This is a genomic window from Vibrio sp. TRT 17S01 (genome assembly GCF_050113695.1).
Lineage (GTDB): Bacteria > Pseudomonadota > Gammaproteobacteria > Enterobacterales > Vibrionaceae > Vibrio.
Genome location: NZ_JBNJOG010000006.1, coordinates 159,219 through 176,030 on the forward strand (window position 1 = coordinate 159,219; position 16,812 = coordinate 176,030).

The window sequence follows — 16,812 nt, forward strand, 5'->3', positions numbered from 1 at the left end:
GATAACAAGCGACTATTCTTCACCTTCGCGGATCTGTACGCGAAACTGTTTTCCATTCGGATTAACCGTCACTTCAGAAATCGCAACCGTTTCCATACCTCGTACAATCAGTTGGCGCCACGGTGCAAGTTGGGTATTGACCTCTAACCCTTGCTCGTCATACCAATAGAAACGATATTGGATGACTTGATCACCTTTGTACTGACTCGCCAGGCGAACAATACCTCGAGCACGCCCATCTACTTCGCTCGTTGAAATATCAGCCACTTCAAGGCGTGAACTCAACACATTGTCTCCAAACAACACCGTTTGAGATGCACCATCAATGCGTAAGCCCGCGGTATTTTGCGTGCAGCCAGACATAATAAGTGCTGCCACTGCAGCCAATAGCCATTTTTTCATTACAATCTTCCCAGTTGTTTATGCCACACCGTAGCATTACTACCTTGTCTTGATACCCAAACCAGTACTGTGCGCTTCTCAGCCACATCAAATTGATAAGGTGTACCATTAATTTTTACCGTCTGCTCGCCAGCTTTAACTTGCGAACTTGCTGTGTAAACTTCCCCTGGAAGGGTCAACCAACTGCGCGTATCCGGTTGCTCAGTCAACGTGTTCCAAATATTGAAGACCAAGTTACCGACGTCATCATCTTTTGCGGCTTCACGTCGAATTTGTTCCTTAGCAACAATTCTCAGCGCCTGACGCATAACCATGGAAGGCAAGCGCTCAGACAAATTCCGCTGCGCCATCAAATTAACATCCGTAAGTAGCGAATCATTCAACTTCTTGCCATTGAGCTTGATGCCGTTAAATGAAGCCTGATTCCCATTTGGATAATAAGGCAATGCCAGAGAATACCATGCACCATTACCGTGGCTGTCAAACAACGGTAAGGTCTGTTTCCAACCTTGCATGGCTTTAACAATCCCTTGCTCATCAATCACGATAACACGGGCTTGCCCTGCATTCAGGGGCTCAACTTTACCGTAGCGTTTCTCGAGCTTAACTAAATCCTGTCGCATACCCAAACGCTTAGCGACGCGCATGGTTCCGTCAATCACTTGCGAATTGTTAGGAGACACAGCCAATGCTCGTCGATAATCAACATAAGCGCTGTTTAAGTCACCATCCGCTTCATACAACAGGGCAGAAAGGTATAACAAATAACCGTTTTGTACCGCCTGTAATGTTTTGCCTGCATCTGGGTAATTCGACAGCACACTGCCTAAATTGGGAGTGAGACCTTGTGATTGCATCTGTTTTTGTGCCAACTCAAGTTCTTTCTCACGCTCTTTACGCGCTCTCTCCTGCACTTGATTGGCTCGACGCATTTCAATTAATGCTCCTTCCAAATCATTCGAGTGCAGATAATTCAACCCTAAATAGAGATGAAGGAAGCCGAGTTCGTAGTCAGCCGGGTGATACGTTCCTAAGTTGTCATTCACCGCTAGTGCGCCAACGCTGGTGGCGGTTTCCGACACGGAGACTGTCGCTTTGTCTTGGAGCGTTCTGACCGACTGATCACTGAGTTCAAACGATGCTTTGCTCTGTTCATAGTCGTTGTTTAATAGGTACACACGACCTTTTTCAAAGTTATCTAGGATATCACCTGCCACCGAGCTAGGCAGTTGGTTCGCCGCCTCGGCGTAGTCACCTTTTTTCACGGCTTGATAAACATCGCTATTCTGCGCGCTGTAATGACTAAAAAGATTGCCAGCAGAAAAATTTGCACACGCGGTCAACGCAACACAGCTAGCAGCAACAAAAGTGAGTCGAATGTGATTCAGCACTTCGTACTCCGTAGTTCGATTTATTGTATGTAAGTAAATAGGGTGGCCGTTGCCACCCTTATGTTCACCGACTGATTGGACTGCAAACTTCAAAAAAAGTTTATTTCTGTTCCGAGTTCAAAGCCCAATTAGACTAGCTCATCAACATTGGACCTAACGGACGTCCACCCACAAGATGCATGTGAATATGGTAAACTTCCTGACCACCGTGAGCATTACAGTTCATGATCAAACGATAACCGTCTTCATCAATCCCCTCTTCTTTTGCCAGTTGGCGAGCCACGGTAAACATGCGGCCTAGCGCCAGTTCATCATCGGCTTCAATATCGTTTACTGTCGGGATCAATTTATTCGGAATGATCAGAATGTGGCTTGGCGCTCGTGGGTTGATGTCGCGAAAAGCGGTCACTAAGTCATCTTGATAGACCACATCGGCAGGGATTTCTTTACGGATAATCTTACTGAAAATCGTTTCTTCAGCCATGGAACACTCCATATCATCTTGTTTTGTATGCTTGTTATCGCAGTATGCGCCAAGGGCAGACAAAGCTCAATAAAAACAGCGTCCAGTTAACAATTTTAATAATTGCTATTAACTTCTATTAAAATTTGTATTGTCCGTCATAAAACCCACCTCCCACCATCAATACAACAATGATTATTTTGTTACTTTTTTAAGACTCTCGTTCAGTCTTTTATTGTCTTTTTTGTTTTTTGGGGAGATTTCTATGAAGGGTTCAGTGATCAGGCGCATGTATGCTGGTTTTGCCCTAATCATAATCATGTTCGTTATCACCACCTTTTTGATGATGCGGAGCATGGAGCAAATACACGATAATTTTGAAGAAGTATCAAACGTTTCACTACCACTGGTTTCTCTATCGAATCAAACAAGTGTTAATTTGCTTTCAGCGGATAAGTATTTTAAAGACTTCCTGACCACACAAAGTCAGGAGCGTATGGCTGCTATGCGTGAAGCCTTCGCCTCCGCTGAGTCAACTTACGGTCAATCTCTACAAGCACTCGAACAAGCGAGCCATGGCAATGCCAATTTAGTTGAAAAAATTGAGCAACTAAAAACGATGGAAGAACGCTACTTTTCTGAAGCGGCTCAGGCGATGGACAATTATCAAGCCATGTTCGCCGCTCAGCTTCAGGTACAGCAATCTACACGTAAATTCCAACGTCTTCATTCAGAACTGAGTGTGGGAATGAAAGAGTACGTTGATGACCAGAGCAGTATTTCGGTCAAAGTGATGGCCAAAAGCTACTTCATTAAACTGAAAGATGCAGAGGTGATCACCTCTGATGCACTTGCTAGTAGCGATTCCGAATTGGTTTCAAAAGCCGTAGCAAAAAACAAAAAAGCCGTCACTCACTTAAATTACGCTTATCGCGGTCTTACAACTCAAATGCCTCAGATTAAAGAAGTATTTGATGAATCTGTTCAACAATTTACCCGTGATGTGGGTAAAAAAGGCGGCGTGCTCGATCAACACAACACCTATTTGGCGGCTAAATCTGCACTGTATGACAACATCGCCAATCTAACGCGTGAAGTGGATAACACCATGGCGATCTTGAATTCGTTTTCTCAAGAAGCGGAAGGTGGACTCAAGCTTTCAGTCGTCGAGGCCGGAGAGGTCTACGATCATGGTGTGTTAAGAGCTATTCTAATTGGCCTGGTCGTGCTCGTTACAGCAGGTGCTATTGGGTACCATATTGCTCACAGCGTACGCTCTCCCCTCACCCGCATACTGAAAACGCTAGAAAGTCTTTCTGAAGGTGATCTCACACAGCGAATTGATATCCGTTACAACAATGAGTTCAGCCGCGTAAGTAGCCATATTAATGCGCTTGCAGACAACCTGCATGACATTCTCAATAAGCTTAATCACGCGTCGGACAACCTTACCCACACCGCCAGTGACAACCAAGAAACCTCTTCACATGCTCAAGCGCAACTGAGCCAGCAAAGAGAGCAAACGGCCAATGTTGCCACCGCAATGACCGAGATGACCCATTCAGTGCAAGAAGTCGCTCAGAGTGCACAGAGCTCCCAACAGATGGTAGAACGTGTGGAAGCAGCGTCTGAGTCTGGTCGTCTGATCATGAGTAACAACATCACGACCATCAATCAGTTGGAATCAAGATTGAATCAATCTGTTGATGCGGTAAGTGAACTGCGCCAAATGAGCAGCCACATTGGGTCAATCTTGGACGTTATTCGTAACATTGCCGAGCAAACTAATTTACTCGCCTTAAATGCGGCTATTGAAGCGGCTCGTGCTGGTGAACAAGGCCGTGGGTTTGCAGTCGTGGCTGACGAAGTGAGAGTATTAGCCCAAAGAACAACTGATTCTACATCAGAAATTGAGCGTATGATCAGCAGTTTACAAACGTGTTCAAGCTCTGCCAGCGATGTAATTCAAAGTTGCAGAGAAGACATGACACAGTCCGTTTCCCAAGCTTCGCAAGCCAACAGTGCGATGGAAGAAATTCAAGCATTAATTCTTGAAATCAGCCATATGAGTGGCCATATTTCTCAGGCGGCAGCAGAGCAGAATGAAACAACCTGTGCGATTGCGCAAAATATCGAAGAGATAAACCAGATCGCGGATGCCAGTTACCAAGCGATGGCGAATATTGCACAAACCAGCGCAGCGCTCACTGACCTAGCAAACCAACAAGGTGCACTAGTACATCGATTTAAACTGTAAAGTTATTGTAAATAATCAAATAAGGGCGGCTTTATTTTCAAGCTGCCCTTGTTTTTTTTCGGGCTTAACATTATATCGGTTGTATGGCTTGCTGATTTATCTTTTCATCCATCATTTTTGCAGGCCAACCATGAGGAAGGTATATGGCAGTTCATGTTGGCATCATCGATCAAGATCCGATTCGCTTGGTCACTCCATTGTTGGATAATCGCACTATCAGCAACCATATTGTTTTCATTGGTGTAGATACTCAGGAAAGTATGTATACCCGATTAAATAGTGTTCTGGCTCAGCGAGGGATCACTTCTGAGTTTTTCAAAATTCCAAATGTCGCAAATACTTCAGCAATTAAACAGGCTGTGATTAATCTCGCGGCCGATTTAAAAGCGCGTGGGGAAGCCGTCAAGCTCAATGCAAGTTGTGGCCTGCGACACCGTCTTCTTTCTGTCTATGAGGTCTTCCGAACGTTCCATTGGCCTATTTTTGTCGTCGAACCAAGCAGTGACCGTTTGTGCTGGTTATACCCTGATGGCAAAGAAGACACTCAAGTCCAAGACCGCATCACCATTTCTGACTATTTAACGATTTTTGGTGCTCGTGGCGAATTTAACGAGCATGAACTTCCGCCACAACTGGATCAAAAGCTGTATGAGCTCGGAGAACGCTGGGCAAGTAATGCACTTGAACTTGGTCCGGGTCTCGCGACTTTGAACTACTTAGCAACAACCTGCCGCAAAGAACAAAAGCTCGATGTTGAATTATCAGAAAAGCAGCAAGGCTATCGCGAGCTCAACATGTTGCTTACGGATCTGGTTGAAGCTCAAATTGCCACCTACGAGAATGGCGTACTCACATTTGCCAATGAAGATGCTCGTCGTTTCTCAAACGGGGAATGGCTAGAAACACTGGTTCACAGCACGGTAAGACAAATCCAAAAAGATATGCCTACGATTCAAGATCACTCTTTGAACGTACAAGTCTATCGCCAATTAGGTGATCGAGAGGTTCGCAACGAACTCGACGTGGCTTCGGTTGTGAATAACAAGCTGCATATTATTGAGTGTAAAACGAAAGGCATGCGAGACGACGGGGATGACACATTGTACAAGCTCGAATCTTTACGTGATCTACTGGGTGGATTGCAAGCTCGTGCGATGTTAGTCAGTTTCCGCCCTCTTCGCTACAATGATATTACTCGTGCCGAAGACCTCGGATTAGCCTTAATTGGACCTGATGAGCTGAAAGATCTGAAAACGCACCTAACCCAATGGTTTAAAGGGGCTGGTGGTTATGAAGAAATCAATCAATGCTAATTCGTTAGCAAAGAAAAAAAGGCGCTCAATAGAGCGCCTTTTTCGTATCAAATTTCAATTAGATCTCAATGAAATCTGTCTCAACTGCTGGGTTGACGTCTGCATCGTAATCAACACCTTCAACACCGAAACCAAACAGTTTCAAGAACTCTTCTTTGTACTCAACGTAGTCAGTCAGTTCTTTTAGGTTTTCAGAGGTGATCTGTGGCCATAGGTCACGACAATGTTGTTGAATGTCGTCGCGAAGTTCCCAGTCATCCAGACGTAGACGGTTCACTTCATCTACTTCTGCAACACTACCGTCTTCTTTGTAAAGACGTTGGCTGAACATACGGAAGATCTGCTCCATACAACCTTCGTGTACGCCTTCTTCACGCATTTTCTTAAATACCATTGCGATGTACAGTGGCATAACTGGAATTGCAGAACTTGCTTGCGTCACTACAGACTTCAGTACCGCTACGTTTGCACTACCGCCAGTTGCTGACAGTTTTTCGTTTAGTGCTGCAGACGCGCGGTCTAGGTCCATTTTCGCTTTACCTAGTGCGCCGTCCCAGTAGATAGGCCACGTCAGCTCAGTACCGATGTAGCTGTATGCTACTGTCTTACAACCGTCAGCTAGAACACCTGCTTCAGACAGAGCGTTGATCCAAAGTTCCCAATCTTCACCGCCCATTACGGTTACAGTGTCTTTGATCTCTTCTTCTGTCGCTGGTTCAACGCTTGCTTCGATGATCACGTCTTTGTTGGTATCAACAGCAGTAGATGTGTAAGTCTCACCGATAGGTTTTAGTGATGAACGAATCACTTCACCAGTTTCTGGCATTTTACGTACTGGAGAAGCCAGTGAGTAAACCACCATATCAATCTGACCAAGATCTTCTTTTATCAGCTCAATTGTCTTTTCTTTTGCTTCATTTGAGAAAGCATCGCCATTTAGGCTTTTCGCGTAAAGACCTTCTTCACGTGCTAGCTTTTCAAATGCTACTGAGTTGTAGAAACCTGCTGTGCCAGGCTTCTTCTCTGTGCCTTCTTTTTCAAAGAAAACACCGATAGTTGAAGCACCGCCACCAAATGCCGCAGCGATACGAGAAGATAGACCGTAGCCACTTGAAGCACCAACCACAAGTACACGCTTAGGTGCGTTTTTGATTGGGCCTTGCGCTTTAGTGTAAGCAATTTGTTCTTTTACGTTAGCTTCACAGCCTACAGGATGCGTAGTAGTACAGATAAATCCGCGAATTCTAGGTTTGATGATCATATTCAACTTCCTTTACAAAACCCCGCTAGGATAAAAGTTTCAACATCAAATCTCATCTTATTTCTTAAAAAACACCGCTTTTTTCTAAGTGGTTGGAGCTGTTTGTGGTATCTCTTTTGTCTGATAACAACAAAGGCACCGCAAACGGTGCCTTATCTCACATATCTATTCGCATTAAAATTTAACGCCAAAGGTTAACTATGCGACATCATCCAACGTCGGTTTCACTGACACTTTATTCGTGGTGACCTCACTAAAGTCATGACTAAAATTATCCACCTGAATCGCTTGATAACGTAGCTTGTCAGCAGCAAGGATTTTCTCAACTTCTTGTTCAGTGAGTACCTCAGCTTCCAGCGCTTGATTTAGGCGATCTTTAAGTGGGCCTTTACGGTCAACTTTTCCATCTTTAGCTGCTTTCATCAGTTTACGCTCCAAGCTTTTCACACTATACATGGCAAGGAAAGCTTGCTCCATCAAACCGACACTGTCGTTGGTATCTTGCCCGATATAACATAGGTGTGTCAGACGGTCACGATGTGCCCCGGGAGTCATCAAGCTTTCGGCCAGCTTCACAGTGAGATCATCTGAAGGACGTTGGTAATGGTTACCAAGTGGGAACACAAGCAGCTTCAATATGCGACCGACCGCTTTTTGTGGGTAGTTGCTATAAGCTTCTTGCAGTGATTTAGCTGCATGATAAAAACAGTGTTGAACCGCATAATGGACATAATCTAAATCCTGTTGCTGGCGACCTTCATCTTCATATTTTTTCAACGCAGCAGATGCCATGTATAAGTAAGCTAAAGCATCGCCAAGGCGCGCAGAAATCATCTCTTTTCGTTTCAGCTCTCCGCCAAGGGTCAACATAGCAACATCCGCACTGACAGCAAGTGCGCGGCTGATACGCGTCATTTCTCGATAATACTGTTTTGTCGGGCCACTCATATCAGCTTTGACCAACATCGAACCTGTTAATGCCGCTCCAAACGCACCAAACGTATTTTTCGTTGCGTGGGTGATGTGTTTAAACAACAACTTATCAAACTGTTCTGCCCCTGCTTTTGGATCTGGATTCGCGGCTGCTTCCATTTCTTGTAATACATATGGATGGCAACGTGTCGCACCCTGACCGAAAATCATCAGATTACGCGTTAGGATATTTGCCCCTTCCACTGTGATGGCAACAGGAATACCCAAATAATGGGTGCCAAGGTAATTCATCGGCCCATCTTGAATCGCACGACCAGAGTGAATATCCATCGAATCATTGAGAATGGTCCGAGCCATTTCTGTCATGTGGTATTTCGCAATCGCCGTGACAATGCCCGGTTTTTCTTTCAAATCCAGAGACGTTGTGGTCAATGTCCGGGTCGCTTCGAGTAGATATGTCAGGCCACCGATACGCCCTAGCGCCTCTGCTACCCCTTCAAACTTACCAATCGACATACCGAACTGTTTACGCACATAAGCATATGCCCCTGTCGTGCGCGAAGTAAGATGACCAATTGCCGTACCCAGTGCAGGAAGAGAAATACCACGGCCTGCTGACAAGCACTCCACCAGCATGCGCCAACCTTTGCCTGCGAAATCCTGACCGCCTATCAACCAATCCATTGGGATAAACACATCATGACCACGTGTTGGCCCGTTCATAAACGCAAGCCCTAACGGATCATGTCGTTCACCGAATTCCACACCCGGATGATCAGCCGGGATAAGAGCACACGTGATCCCCAGATCTTTTTTATCACCCATTAATCCATCTGGATCGTACATCTTAAAGGCCAAACCAAGAACAGTGGCAACTGGAGCCAAGGTGATATAGCGCTTATTCCAGTTCAAACGAATGCCAAGCACCTTCTCTCCATCGTGCTCGCCGTAACAAACTATCCCTTCATCGGGAATGCCACCCGCATCCGAGCCTGCCTCTGGCCCCGTCAGTGCGAAACAAGGAATATCGGTACCATCGGCAAGCCTTGGCAACCAATAGTCTTTTTGTGCTTGCGTACCATAGTGTGACAACAGTTCACCCGGCCCGAGGGAATTGGGCACCATGACGGTGACCGCTGTACTGATACTCCGAGTAGCGATACGCGAGACAATGGTTGAGTTAGCTAATGAAGAAAATTCACGACCGCCATATTGCTTTGAGATGATCAGAGAAAAAAATCGCTCTTTACGTAAGTACTGCCATACTTCAGGCGGCAAATCACGATCTTCTTTGACGATTTTATGATCGTCCAACATCGACAATAGAGTCTCCAGCTCATTATCCATGAAAGACTGCTCTTCTGCGGTTAAGGCTGGCTTAGGGTACTGATGCAATTTGGTAAAATCAGGCTTGCCGGAGAACAACTCACCATCCCACCAAACGCTGCCAGCCTCCATCGCTTCTTTCTCTGTACTGGAAAGCGGTGGTAAGACTTTTTTAAATAATTTGAAAGCCGGGTCGCTAACCCATTTTCTTCGTAGAGAGCTCATAATCAGATCCTTTTGTTCACTTGTTTGGTGTCCAATTTTTTGTCGTGTTATTTATAATTTTAATACCAAGGTTCAACCTTGTTGTTTTGATTTATTCCGCAGCGACGCCTGCTGCTAAAAATGGAATAAGTTGGTCAACGACAGCTTTTGCATCCATCTGTTTTCCAAAATCATTTTCCGCAATTTCAACCAGAGCCTGACTGGAAGCCATGGTGAAAACACAAGTTCCGAGTGTGAAGTGCAAGCGCCAAAACAATGTTTCTTGCGTTAAATTGGGGTTTGCTTTCATCACCGATTCAGTAAAAAGTGATAACGCATCTTGATAACGAGTCGTAATAAACCAGCGTAAATGCCCTTGAACATCGGTATACCCCCGCCCAATCAACAGCATAAATCGACTAGTGCCGTTTGGACGCACATCATTAAGTGCGCGCAACGGTGCGCGAAGCGATTCAAACACTTCTGCCATGGTGTAACTGTTATTGAGATTTAAGGTGATCAAAGCATCTTGCACGGCTGGCATAAATGCTTCCAAGTAACGATTTAGTACCGCCCTAACGAGCGTTTTCTTGTCACCGAAATGGTAATTAACCGAGGCAAGATTAACCCCAGCCTTACTCGTGATGGTTCGCAGCGACGTGTCATTAAAGCCATGTTCAGCAAACAGAGCTTCCGCAACATCAAGAATCTTTTCTTTGGTTCCGTTTCGTGCCATTTCAATCACTCGTATTAAACAACTGTTTGAAAATATACAACCAGCACATTTAATTAACAACCAATTAACATCACACTTTTAATTATTGGTCCGACCAGACAACAACAATGACCGCTAGATCCATGAAAAATAAAAGAAAATTAAAAATTTGATTTTTTTTATTCAAAAAAGGGAACTGTTTTACACTATCTCGGTCTGAATAAGTGTAGTTAGCAGAGCATTAAGAGTTTACAGGCCGTCAAACTTGTCCCTTACTGTGACCACTAATTTACGCTGCTTTTTCTTATTAACTCCTATGTTTTGTATCCGCCCAGAACCTGATTGTTCTGGGCTTTTTTTATGTACAATCCACGGGGTTAATTAGCTTTTGATGAGTCTTTAAGCGGTACAGTTGCGGGAACAAACACCCAACGGCTACTGAGTACATAATTAAAAAACATACCCGCCAACACACCGGTAACAAGGGCAATCCAAAGTGCCCAATCATCTTGACCCAAAAAGAATAACGTCAGCTTAAAGACACCTAAATTAGGCAGTGATGACATCAGAGCACTAATAACGCTTTTTGACCATTGCCGAGATACGGCTTGATCCACAACACCAAATGTCCAGCATCGGTTGCCAAACCAAGTTGTGGATGCAGCTAATGCAAAAGCGATGACGCGCGCGAGTTCAATCGGCAGCGCCAACGCGTAAACCCCAATGGCATACGTCGCAGCATCAACCACAAAACCCGCCCCTCCAACCATTGCGAATCGAACAAACCGATGCGACGTCATGGTGTTCTGCATTGGTAGAGTGAGCGATGACTCGCCGCCGTTTTCACTAAAACACAATCCATTTTCTGAGATGAAAGCAAGGCTTCAACTTGCTCAGAATTCCCCACCAATTGCACCTGCTGGTATTTTTCTAACTCGTGACTTTGTTGCAACACTTTGGCCTGCCCTTTTGAATAAAACTGGCCGGAAAACGGACGCTTACCCACATAAAAAATAGCAATGTTTGGATCCACTTCAACAAGCAGCGCTTTGTCACTTTTCCGCTCAGATACGCCAATTTCAATAAATACAACCGCAAGCATTAACAATATAGGCAGCATCCAAGTGGTGATTTGAAACCACAGTTTTTGACTGTCAGACTGAGAAAGAAACATCGCCAGAATAAGCGCAAGAGCAGGAACGCTAGGCAAGACATAAGCAGGGAGTATATTTCCAGAGAACGTAAACAAAATGAGTGGAGACATCATCCAAAATAACGCAAAGCTCAGTAGGCCATCATTATTCCACCAGCTAACTATTTGCTTTCGCTTAAACCAAAGAACCGCGGGTAAAATGAACGACCAAGGTGCAGAAGCATAAAGCCAGTACAACCAAATGGTTCCACGAGCTCGTTGGTGTGCGCTGCCATACAGATCACCTTCCCAGCCACTGACTAAAAATCGTTTGATATGTTCACCTAGGATGAAATAATTCAAAAATCCCGGTGTTGCTTGTTCCGCTAATAAATACCAAGGAAGCGCGATCAGTAGCATTAACAAGGTCCCGCTCAGCAACGGGATACGATGCCAAAGCTCCCCCCACATTTTTACTGGCCCATACCGAAGCAGCAACCAAGGAAAAATAGCTAAGCCAACCAGTACGATGGTTAAAGGGCCTTTTGCTAGCAAGCCAATCGCTAAACCAACAAACCCAGCATATGCCCATGCTTTACGTCCTTGCCAGCCAAGGTAAAAGCCAGCCATAGCAAGCGATATCCCAAGCGTCAGTGCCATGTCTGTCATCACAGCTCCCGCAGCCACTGCGAAAACACCACAAGTAGCTAAGATCACCGCGGTCATCAGGGCATCAATACCAACACGCCGAGCAAAATACGCCATTAATGCAATAACAAGTCCACCGGCTAGCCAATGGGGCGCTCGAACCGCAAATTCATTGACACCAAACCACTCGATACCCGCAGCACTCATCCATGTAAACAGTGGGGGTTTACCCCAAAACGGCACACCATAATCAAATTGAGGCGTTAACCAATTCCCTGTTTCGACCATCAATCTGGCCATTTCACCGTAACGCGCTTCCGTCGTGTCCATTAATGGGTACGCGCCCAAACTTAGCAACCGAACCAATAGCACAGTCGCTAACACACTCCAGAGATGAACTCGCTTCAACATCATGCTCGCTTCTCCGCTTTAACAGATTGATGTTGAGGTCTTTTTTCCTTGAGAGATTGGAGCAAATACAGTGGCCGCTGCTTAGTTTCAATAAAAATTCTGCCAATGTATTCGCCGAGTAAACCGATACAGAGCAACTGGACGCCGCCTAAGGCTAGCATCACAATCATCATGGATGGATAACCCGAAACCAACTCACCAAATAACAAGGTTTTGCTTAGGATATAAAGGCCATAACCAAACGCCGACATCGCAACGCCAGCCCCAACAAAGGAAGCCAAACGTAATGGGCGAATTGAAAACGAGCTGATGCCATCCATCGCCAGCCCAATCAACTTAACGTAATTCCATTTCGTTTCTCCGCAATGGCGCGGATCGCGTTGGAAGCGGAGCTGTGTCTGCTTGAAACCCGGCCAAGCAAAAATCCCCTTCATGTATCGATTGCGCTCTGGTAACTGGTTGATGTGGTCAACGACTTCTCGGCTGAGTAAACGAAAGTCACCAACGTTTTCAGGAATGTGATTTTTAACTAACACGTTCAAAAGCTTGTAATACGTGGCTGCCGTAAAGCGTTTAAATAGGCTCTCCCCTAGTCTTTCACTCCGCTGCATGTTGACCACGTCATATCCTTCACGCCATTTGGCTAACATGTCGGGGATACACTCTGGCGGATCTTGTAGATCAGCATCAATCACGACCACAGCCTCACCACAGCTATGCTCTAACCCCGCACTCATCGCGGCTTCTTTGCCAAAGTTTCGGCTTAAAGATAGGCTGCGAATAACACACTCTGTCGCTTGGAAGCTCTCCACCACGGCTAAACTGGTATCACTGCTGCCATCATCCACGTAAATAATTTCTGCTGTATCTGGAATCGTTGCCAATACTTTCATCAGCCGCGCATGAAACATCGGCAATACCGACGCTTCGTTGAAATACGGCACGATCACAGATAACGTTGTTGAAGGGTATTTGATTGTCGAAACGGTAGTCACTAGCCCCATATGCCACTTCTCTCTATCTAAGAACGTACTCGGTACGCTCTATTACGAAATGATCTCTTTTTAGCAACACCCACGTAGAAACAATGTTATTCACGGAATTTTCACGCTAAGTTTGTTGCTATATATCGGGTTAAAGGTACGGAAATACAAAATGAATAACGTTCTATTAATCGAAGATAACCGCGAAATCGCTGGCGTCTTGTTTGACTATTTTGAATGTTTGGGAACAGAACTCGACTACGCCGATAATGGTGAACTCGGGCTTGAGTTGGCGATGAATAATCAGTTTGATCTGATATTGCTGGACTTGATGTTACCAAGAATGGATGGCCTAACGGTTTGTAACCGATTAAGAGAAGCAGGAAACAACACCCCTATATTGATGCTAACGGCACTCGATAACCGTGAGGATATGTTGCGTGGCTTCGCTCATGGAGCAGATGATTACCTGACCAAACCTTTTGATCTCGATATTTTGGAAGCACGCATGCGAGCCTTAATCCGACGCTATCGTGGTGAAGTGGCGCACAGCAAACTCACGTTTGGTGAGTTGAGTATCGATCAAAAAACCCGGCAAGCTTACCGCCTAGATAAGCGCCTAGCTCTTAACCCAACAACTTACACCATTCTTGAACTGCTTTGCTTCAAAGCCCCCGAGGTGGTGACAAGACAAGAGTTAGCCAGCAAATTATGGCAAGAATACGAACCTAATAATGATGTTTTGCGCAGCCATATCTACCAACTTCGTAACCAATTGGATAAACCATTCGCGAAGCCGATGCTACTGACGATCCCAAAAGTCGGTTACCGTTTGGAGGCGAAGTGATGCTGAAAAATTTCTTAAGCAGCACACAAACACTAACCGGTAGATTGGCACTCTTTTTTGGTGGTGTTTCCTGCGTCGTCGGCTTAGTCGCTTTCCTGATCTTTTTCCTTGCGTTGCAATGGTCTGAAGATCGGGTCGGCGAACGACGAATTCTGATTGACCGCAATGAAGCCGTGAACGCATTCCTTAGTGGTGCTGAAGGTAAAATCTCCCTCGATACACTCACTGACGCTTACAACGATTTATCGCTCCTGCCAGAGCCATACAATCAATACCTGCAAAAACATGATTCATTTTTGGGTGAAGTAGGACTCACCCAGAGTCCTGAATCTCATATGATCTACAAAGGTCATTATTTTGAAAACGGACAAAAGAAAGACATCGTCCTGCTCTCGGAAATCGATCAAGTGGAATTCCACGTTCAAGAAATGCTGGTGTCTGCAAGTATCGTTATTCTCTTTGTTGTCCTGCTGATGTTCATTTTCGGTGCACTGTTGTATCGGTTATCTAAGCGTTTAATTGAACCCATTAACGAGTTAGCGGCTCAGCTAGAAACCCAGACAGCAGATACATCCAGTCCATTTGTTATCCAGCCTCAAGCCGCGCATGAATTTCAGCTCTTGACTCAGCGCCTCAATCAATATCGCCAAGATCTCAACCAAGCCCTCAAACGAGAGCAGGCATTTGCGCGGTATGCGAGCCACGAACTTCGTACGCCACTCACCGTTGTTAAAGGTGCCACCAAACTCATTACGCGTGATGACATCAGTGAATTTCAAACGCGACAAGTTAAACGGATTAACGACTCCACCGATAATATGATCGCCATGGTCGATGCGCTGCTTGCCATCGTACGTTATGAGCGAAATGTCAGTGAGCAACCTTTGAGAAGCGTCTCTCTCTCTGAGATACAGGCAATCGTAGACAGCAATGCACCACAAGCACAAGACAAAGGGATTCAAATAGTGATGCATTTTGAACAAGCGCCAAAATTATTCGCAACTCCAGCGGTTCTCAGTATGGTGATTGGCAACTTATTACGAAATGCTGTTGCTGCCGCCCAGAACGGTATTGTGGATTTGCACATCAATGCCCAAGAACTCACGGTGATCGATGATGGGCACGGTTTGGTAACTCAGGCCGACCCGCAAGGCCATGGACTTGGACTGATGATTGTTGAAGATCTATGTCTTCGATATGGCTGGCAGTTCACGCTTAATGAGCACCCACAGCGAGGTTGCATCGCTACCATCCGTTTCTAAGCTGCCCAACGGACGCTATTTTAGGTAAGATAGCGCCCCTTAAATCTCTAACTAGCATCAAGTATGAAACTGAGCGATAGCCCAATAACCCAACACCACTTTAATGGTATCGACTTTTACCTTAAGCGTGATGATCAGTTACATAGTCACTTTACTGGGAACAAAGCACGTAAGTTCATGCAGCTGTTAGAAATGGACTCTCCTCAAGTCACCACATTGGTTGGCTATGGTAGCCCACAAGCTAATTCTCTCTATTCCCTTGCCGCGTTAGCTTCTATTAAAGGCTGGCAACTTGATTTCTGTGTTGACCATATTCCTTCATGGCTAAAAGATAACCCGCGAGGTAACTATCGTGGAGCTTTGGAACTGGGCGCCAATATTGTAGCAATGAAAGATAGCATCGAAACTGCACACCTCCACCCTTCTGACTTTATCAAAGCAAACTACGTTGGAGAGCAATACCTTGTGGTTCCTGAAGGGGGACGATGCCAACTGGCCGAGTATGGGGTAAAACAATTGGCGATGGAGATCCTATCTTGGACACGCTTTGAGGGCAGTAAGGAATTTGTGGTTGCCCTACCTTCAGGTACAGGGACTACGGCACTGTATTTACACAAGCACCTTGCCCCCCACAGCATCGATGTGATCACGTGCCCTTGTGTCGGTGGCAAAGATTATTTAGTTCAACAATTTGAAGAGCTGGGAGAAACATCTCACCCAATGATCCTTGAACTGGAGAAAAAGCATCATTTCGGTAAACTTTATTATGAAGATTATCTGATCTGGCAGTCGTTGCTTGAACAGACCAATATCGAGTTTGAACTCTTGTACGACCCGATGATGTGGCAATGTTTAAGTCAATGGCATCAGCAAAACAGTGATAAAACCCTGATCTATATTCATCAGGGAGGATTGCTTGGCAACGAGAGCATGTTACCAAGATATGAGCGGCAATATGGCCTAGCAGGCGCATGCAGCGACGAGAAGGAAGTAATATGAAATATGGGTTACTGCTGCTTTTGATGTTCTCTGGTATCACAAGTGCCAAAGTGATTTCGACACCATCGAAACCTATCGTTGCCGTCGATGGAAGTGAGCTTGCCAAGCGTGTTTGTTACTATCAAGATCAGGCGTACTCACTCGGCGCTGTTTTACAAGTGGGTGAGCACTATTTAATTTGCACTGAAGCCAACAAATTCGAAACCAATGGAGCATTAAAGTGGGAGCCGTTAAAAGAGTCCTCAGCTAAAATCACATACTAGCG

The 16,812-nt window shown here is 45.3% G+C and carries 15 protein-coding genes; 6 read left to right on the plus strand and 9 right to left on the minus strand.

The genetic code is table 11. From position 1 onward, the window contains the following. Window positions 1-12 precede the first annotated feature (12 nt). From ACQEXS_RS11585 to hinT, 3 genes are all read right to left on the minus strand, one after another. On the minus strand, window positions 13-402 hold the full coding sequence (locus tag ACQEXS_RS11585; RefSeq protein WP_367986794.1) for a YcfL family protein: 390 nt from the start codon (window positions 400-402) through the stop codon (window positions 13-15). Continuing rightward, window positions 402-1,793, minus strand: a complete 1,392-nt coding sequence (locus ACQEXS_RS11590) for a COG3014 family protein (RefSeq protein WP_427013932.1) — start codon at window positions 1,791-1,793, stop codon at window positions 402-404. The genes ACQEXS_RS11585 and ACQEXS_RS11590 overlap by 1 nt, the downstream gene beginning before the upstream one ends. A gap of 133 nt (window positions 1,794-1,926) precedes the next feature. Then, window positions 1,927-2,277, minus strand: a complete 351-nt coding sequence (gene hinT / locus ACQEXS_RS11595; protein WP_367986796.1) for a purine nucleoside phosphoramidase — start codon at window positions 2,275-2,277, stop codon at window positions 1,927-1,929. Between the two features lie 244 nt (window positions 2,278-2,521). On the opposite strand from hinT, the gene ACQEXS_RS11600 reads away from it, so the two are divergent. Both ACQEXS_RS11600 and ACQEXS_RS11605 read left to right on the plus strand, forming a co-directional pair. Next, window positions 2,522-4,513, plus strand: coding sequence for a methyl-accepting chemotaxis protein (locus ACQEXS_RS11600; RefSeq protein WP_427013933.1), 1,992 nt, complete (start codon window positions 2,522-2,524; stop codon window positions 4,511-4,513). Window positions 4,514-4,656: 143 nt separating this feature from the next. Continuing rightward, complete coding sequence (locus tag ACQEXS_RS11605; protein ID WP_367986798.1) at window positions 4,657-5,826, plus strand: DUF1887 family protein; 1,170 nt, start codon at window positions 4,657-4,659, stop codon at window positions 5,824-5,826. 58 nt (window positions 5,827-5,884) lie between these two features. On the opposite strand, the gene fabV is transcribed toward ACQEXS_RS11605, so the two are convergent. The 6 genes from fabV to ACQEXS_RS11635 form a co-directional block, all read right to left on the minus strand. Then, entirely contained in the window at window positions 5,885-7,087 is a 1,203-nt protein-coding gene (gene fabV / locus ACQEXS_RS11610) for an enoyl-ACP reductase FabV (RefSeq protein WP_427013934.1), read from the minus strand. 198 nt (window positions 7,088-7,285) lie between these two features. Beyond that, the gene (locus ACQEXS_RS11615; protein WP_427013935.1) at window positions 7,286-9,571 is read right to left on the minus strand and encodes an acyl-CoA dehydrogenase; all 2,286 of its coding nucleotides are present in this window, start codon (window positions 9,569-9,571) and stop codon (window positions 7,286-7,288) included. A gap of 91 nt (window positions 9,572-9,662) precedes the next feature. Next, window positions 9,663-10,286: a TetR/AcrR family transcriptional regulator gene (locus tag ACQEXS_RS11620; RefSeq protein WP_367986801.1), complete on the minus strand. Its 624-nt coding sequence runs from the start codon at window positions 10,284-10,286 to the stop codon at window positions 9,663-9,665. 356 nt (window positions 10,287-10,642) lie between these two features. After that, entirely contained in the window at window positions 10,643-11,065 is a 423-nt protein-coding gene (locus tag ACQEXS_RS11625) for a GtrA family protein (protein ID WP_427013936.1), read from the minus strand. Continuing rightward, window positions 11,062-12,459 carry an ArnT family glycosyltransferase gene (locus ACQEXS_RS11630; protein WP_427013937.1) on the minus strand — a complete coding sequence of 466 codons (1,398 nt, stop codon included), beginning with the start codon at window positions 12,457-12,459 and terminating at the stop codon, window positions 11,062-11,064. The genes ACQEXS_RS11625 and ACQEXS_RS11630 overlap by 4 nt, the downstream gene beginning before the upstream one ends. Further along, window positions 12,456-13,460 (minus strand): glycosyltransferase, encoded by a 1,005-nt coding sequence (locus ACQEXS_RS11635; protein WP_427013938.1) that lies wholly within the window; start codon window positions 13,458-13,460, stop codon window positions 12,456-12,458. Before ACQEXS_RS11635 ends, ACQEXS_RS11630 begins: the two co-directional genes overlap by 4 nt. A gap of 151 nt (window positions 13,461-13,611) precedes the next feature. Here ACQEXS_RS11635 and ACQEXS_RS11640 point away from each other — a divergent pair, with 151 nt between their 5' ends. From ACQEXS_RS11640 to ACQEXS_RS11655, 4 genes are all read left to right on the plus strand, one after another. Next, window positions 13,612-14,286: a response regulator transcription factor gene (locus tag ACQEXS_RS11640; protein WP_367986805.1), complete on the plus strand. Its 675-nt coding sequence runs from the start codon at window positions 13,612-13,614 to the stop codon at window positions 14,284-14,286. After that, window positions 14,286-15,548: a sensor histidine kinase gene (locus ACQEXS_RS11645; protein ID WP_367986806.1), complete on the plus strand. Its 1,263-nt coding sequence runs from the start codon at window positions 14,286-14,288 to the stop codon at window positions 15,546-15,548. The genes ACQEXS_RS11640 and ACQEXS_RS11645 overlap by 1 nt, the downstream gene beginning before the upstream one ends. A gap of 63 nt (window positions 15,549-15,611) precedes the next feature. After that, on the plus strand, window positions 15,612-16,547 hold the full coding sequence (locus ACQEXS_RS11650; protein ID WP_427013939.1) for a 1-aminocyclopropane-1-carboxylate deaminase/D-cysteine desulfhydrase: 936 nt from the start codon (window positions 15,612-15,614) through the stop codon (window positions 16,545-16,547). After that, on the plus strand, window positions 16,544-16,810 hold the full coding sequence (locus tag ACQEXS_RS11655; protein WP_427013940.1) for a DUF1496 domain-containing protein: 267 nt from the start codon (window positions 16,544-16,546) through the stop codon (window positions 16,808-16,810). The genes ACQEXS_RS11650 and ACQEXS_RS11655 overlap by 4 nt, the downstream gene beginning before the upstream one ends. Window positions 16,811-16,812 lie beyond the last annotated feature (2 nt).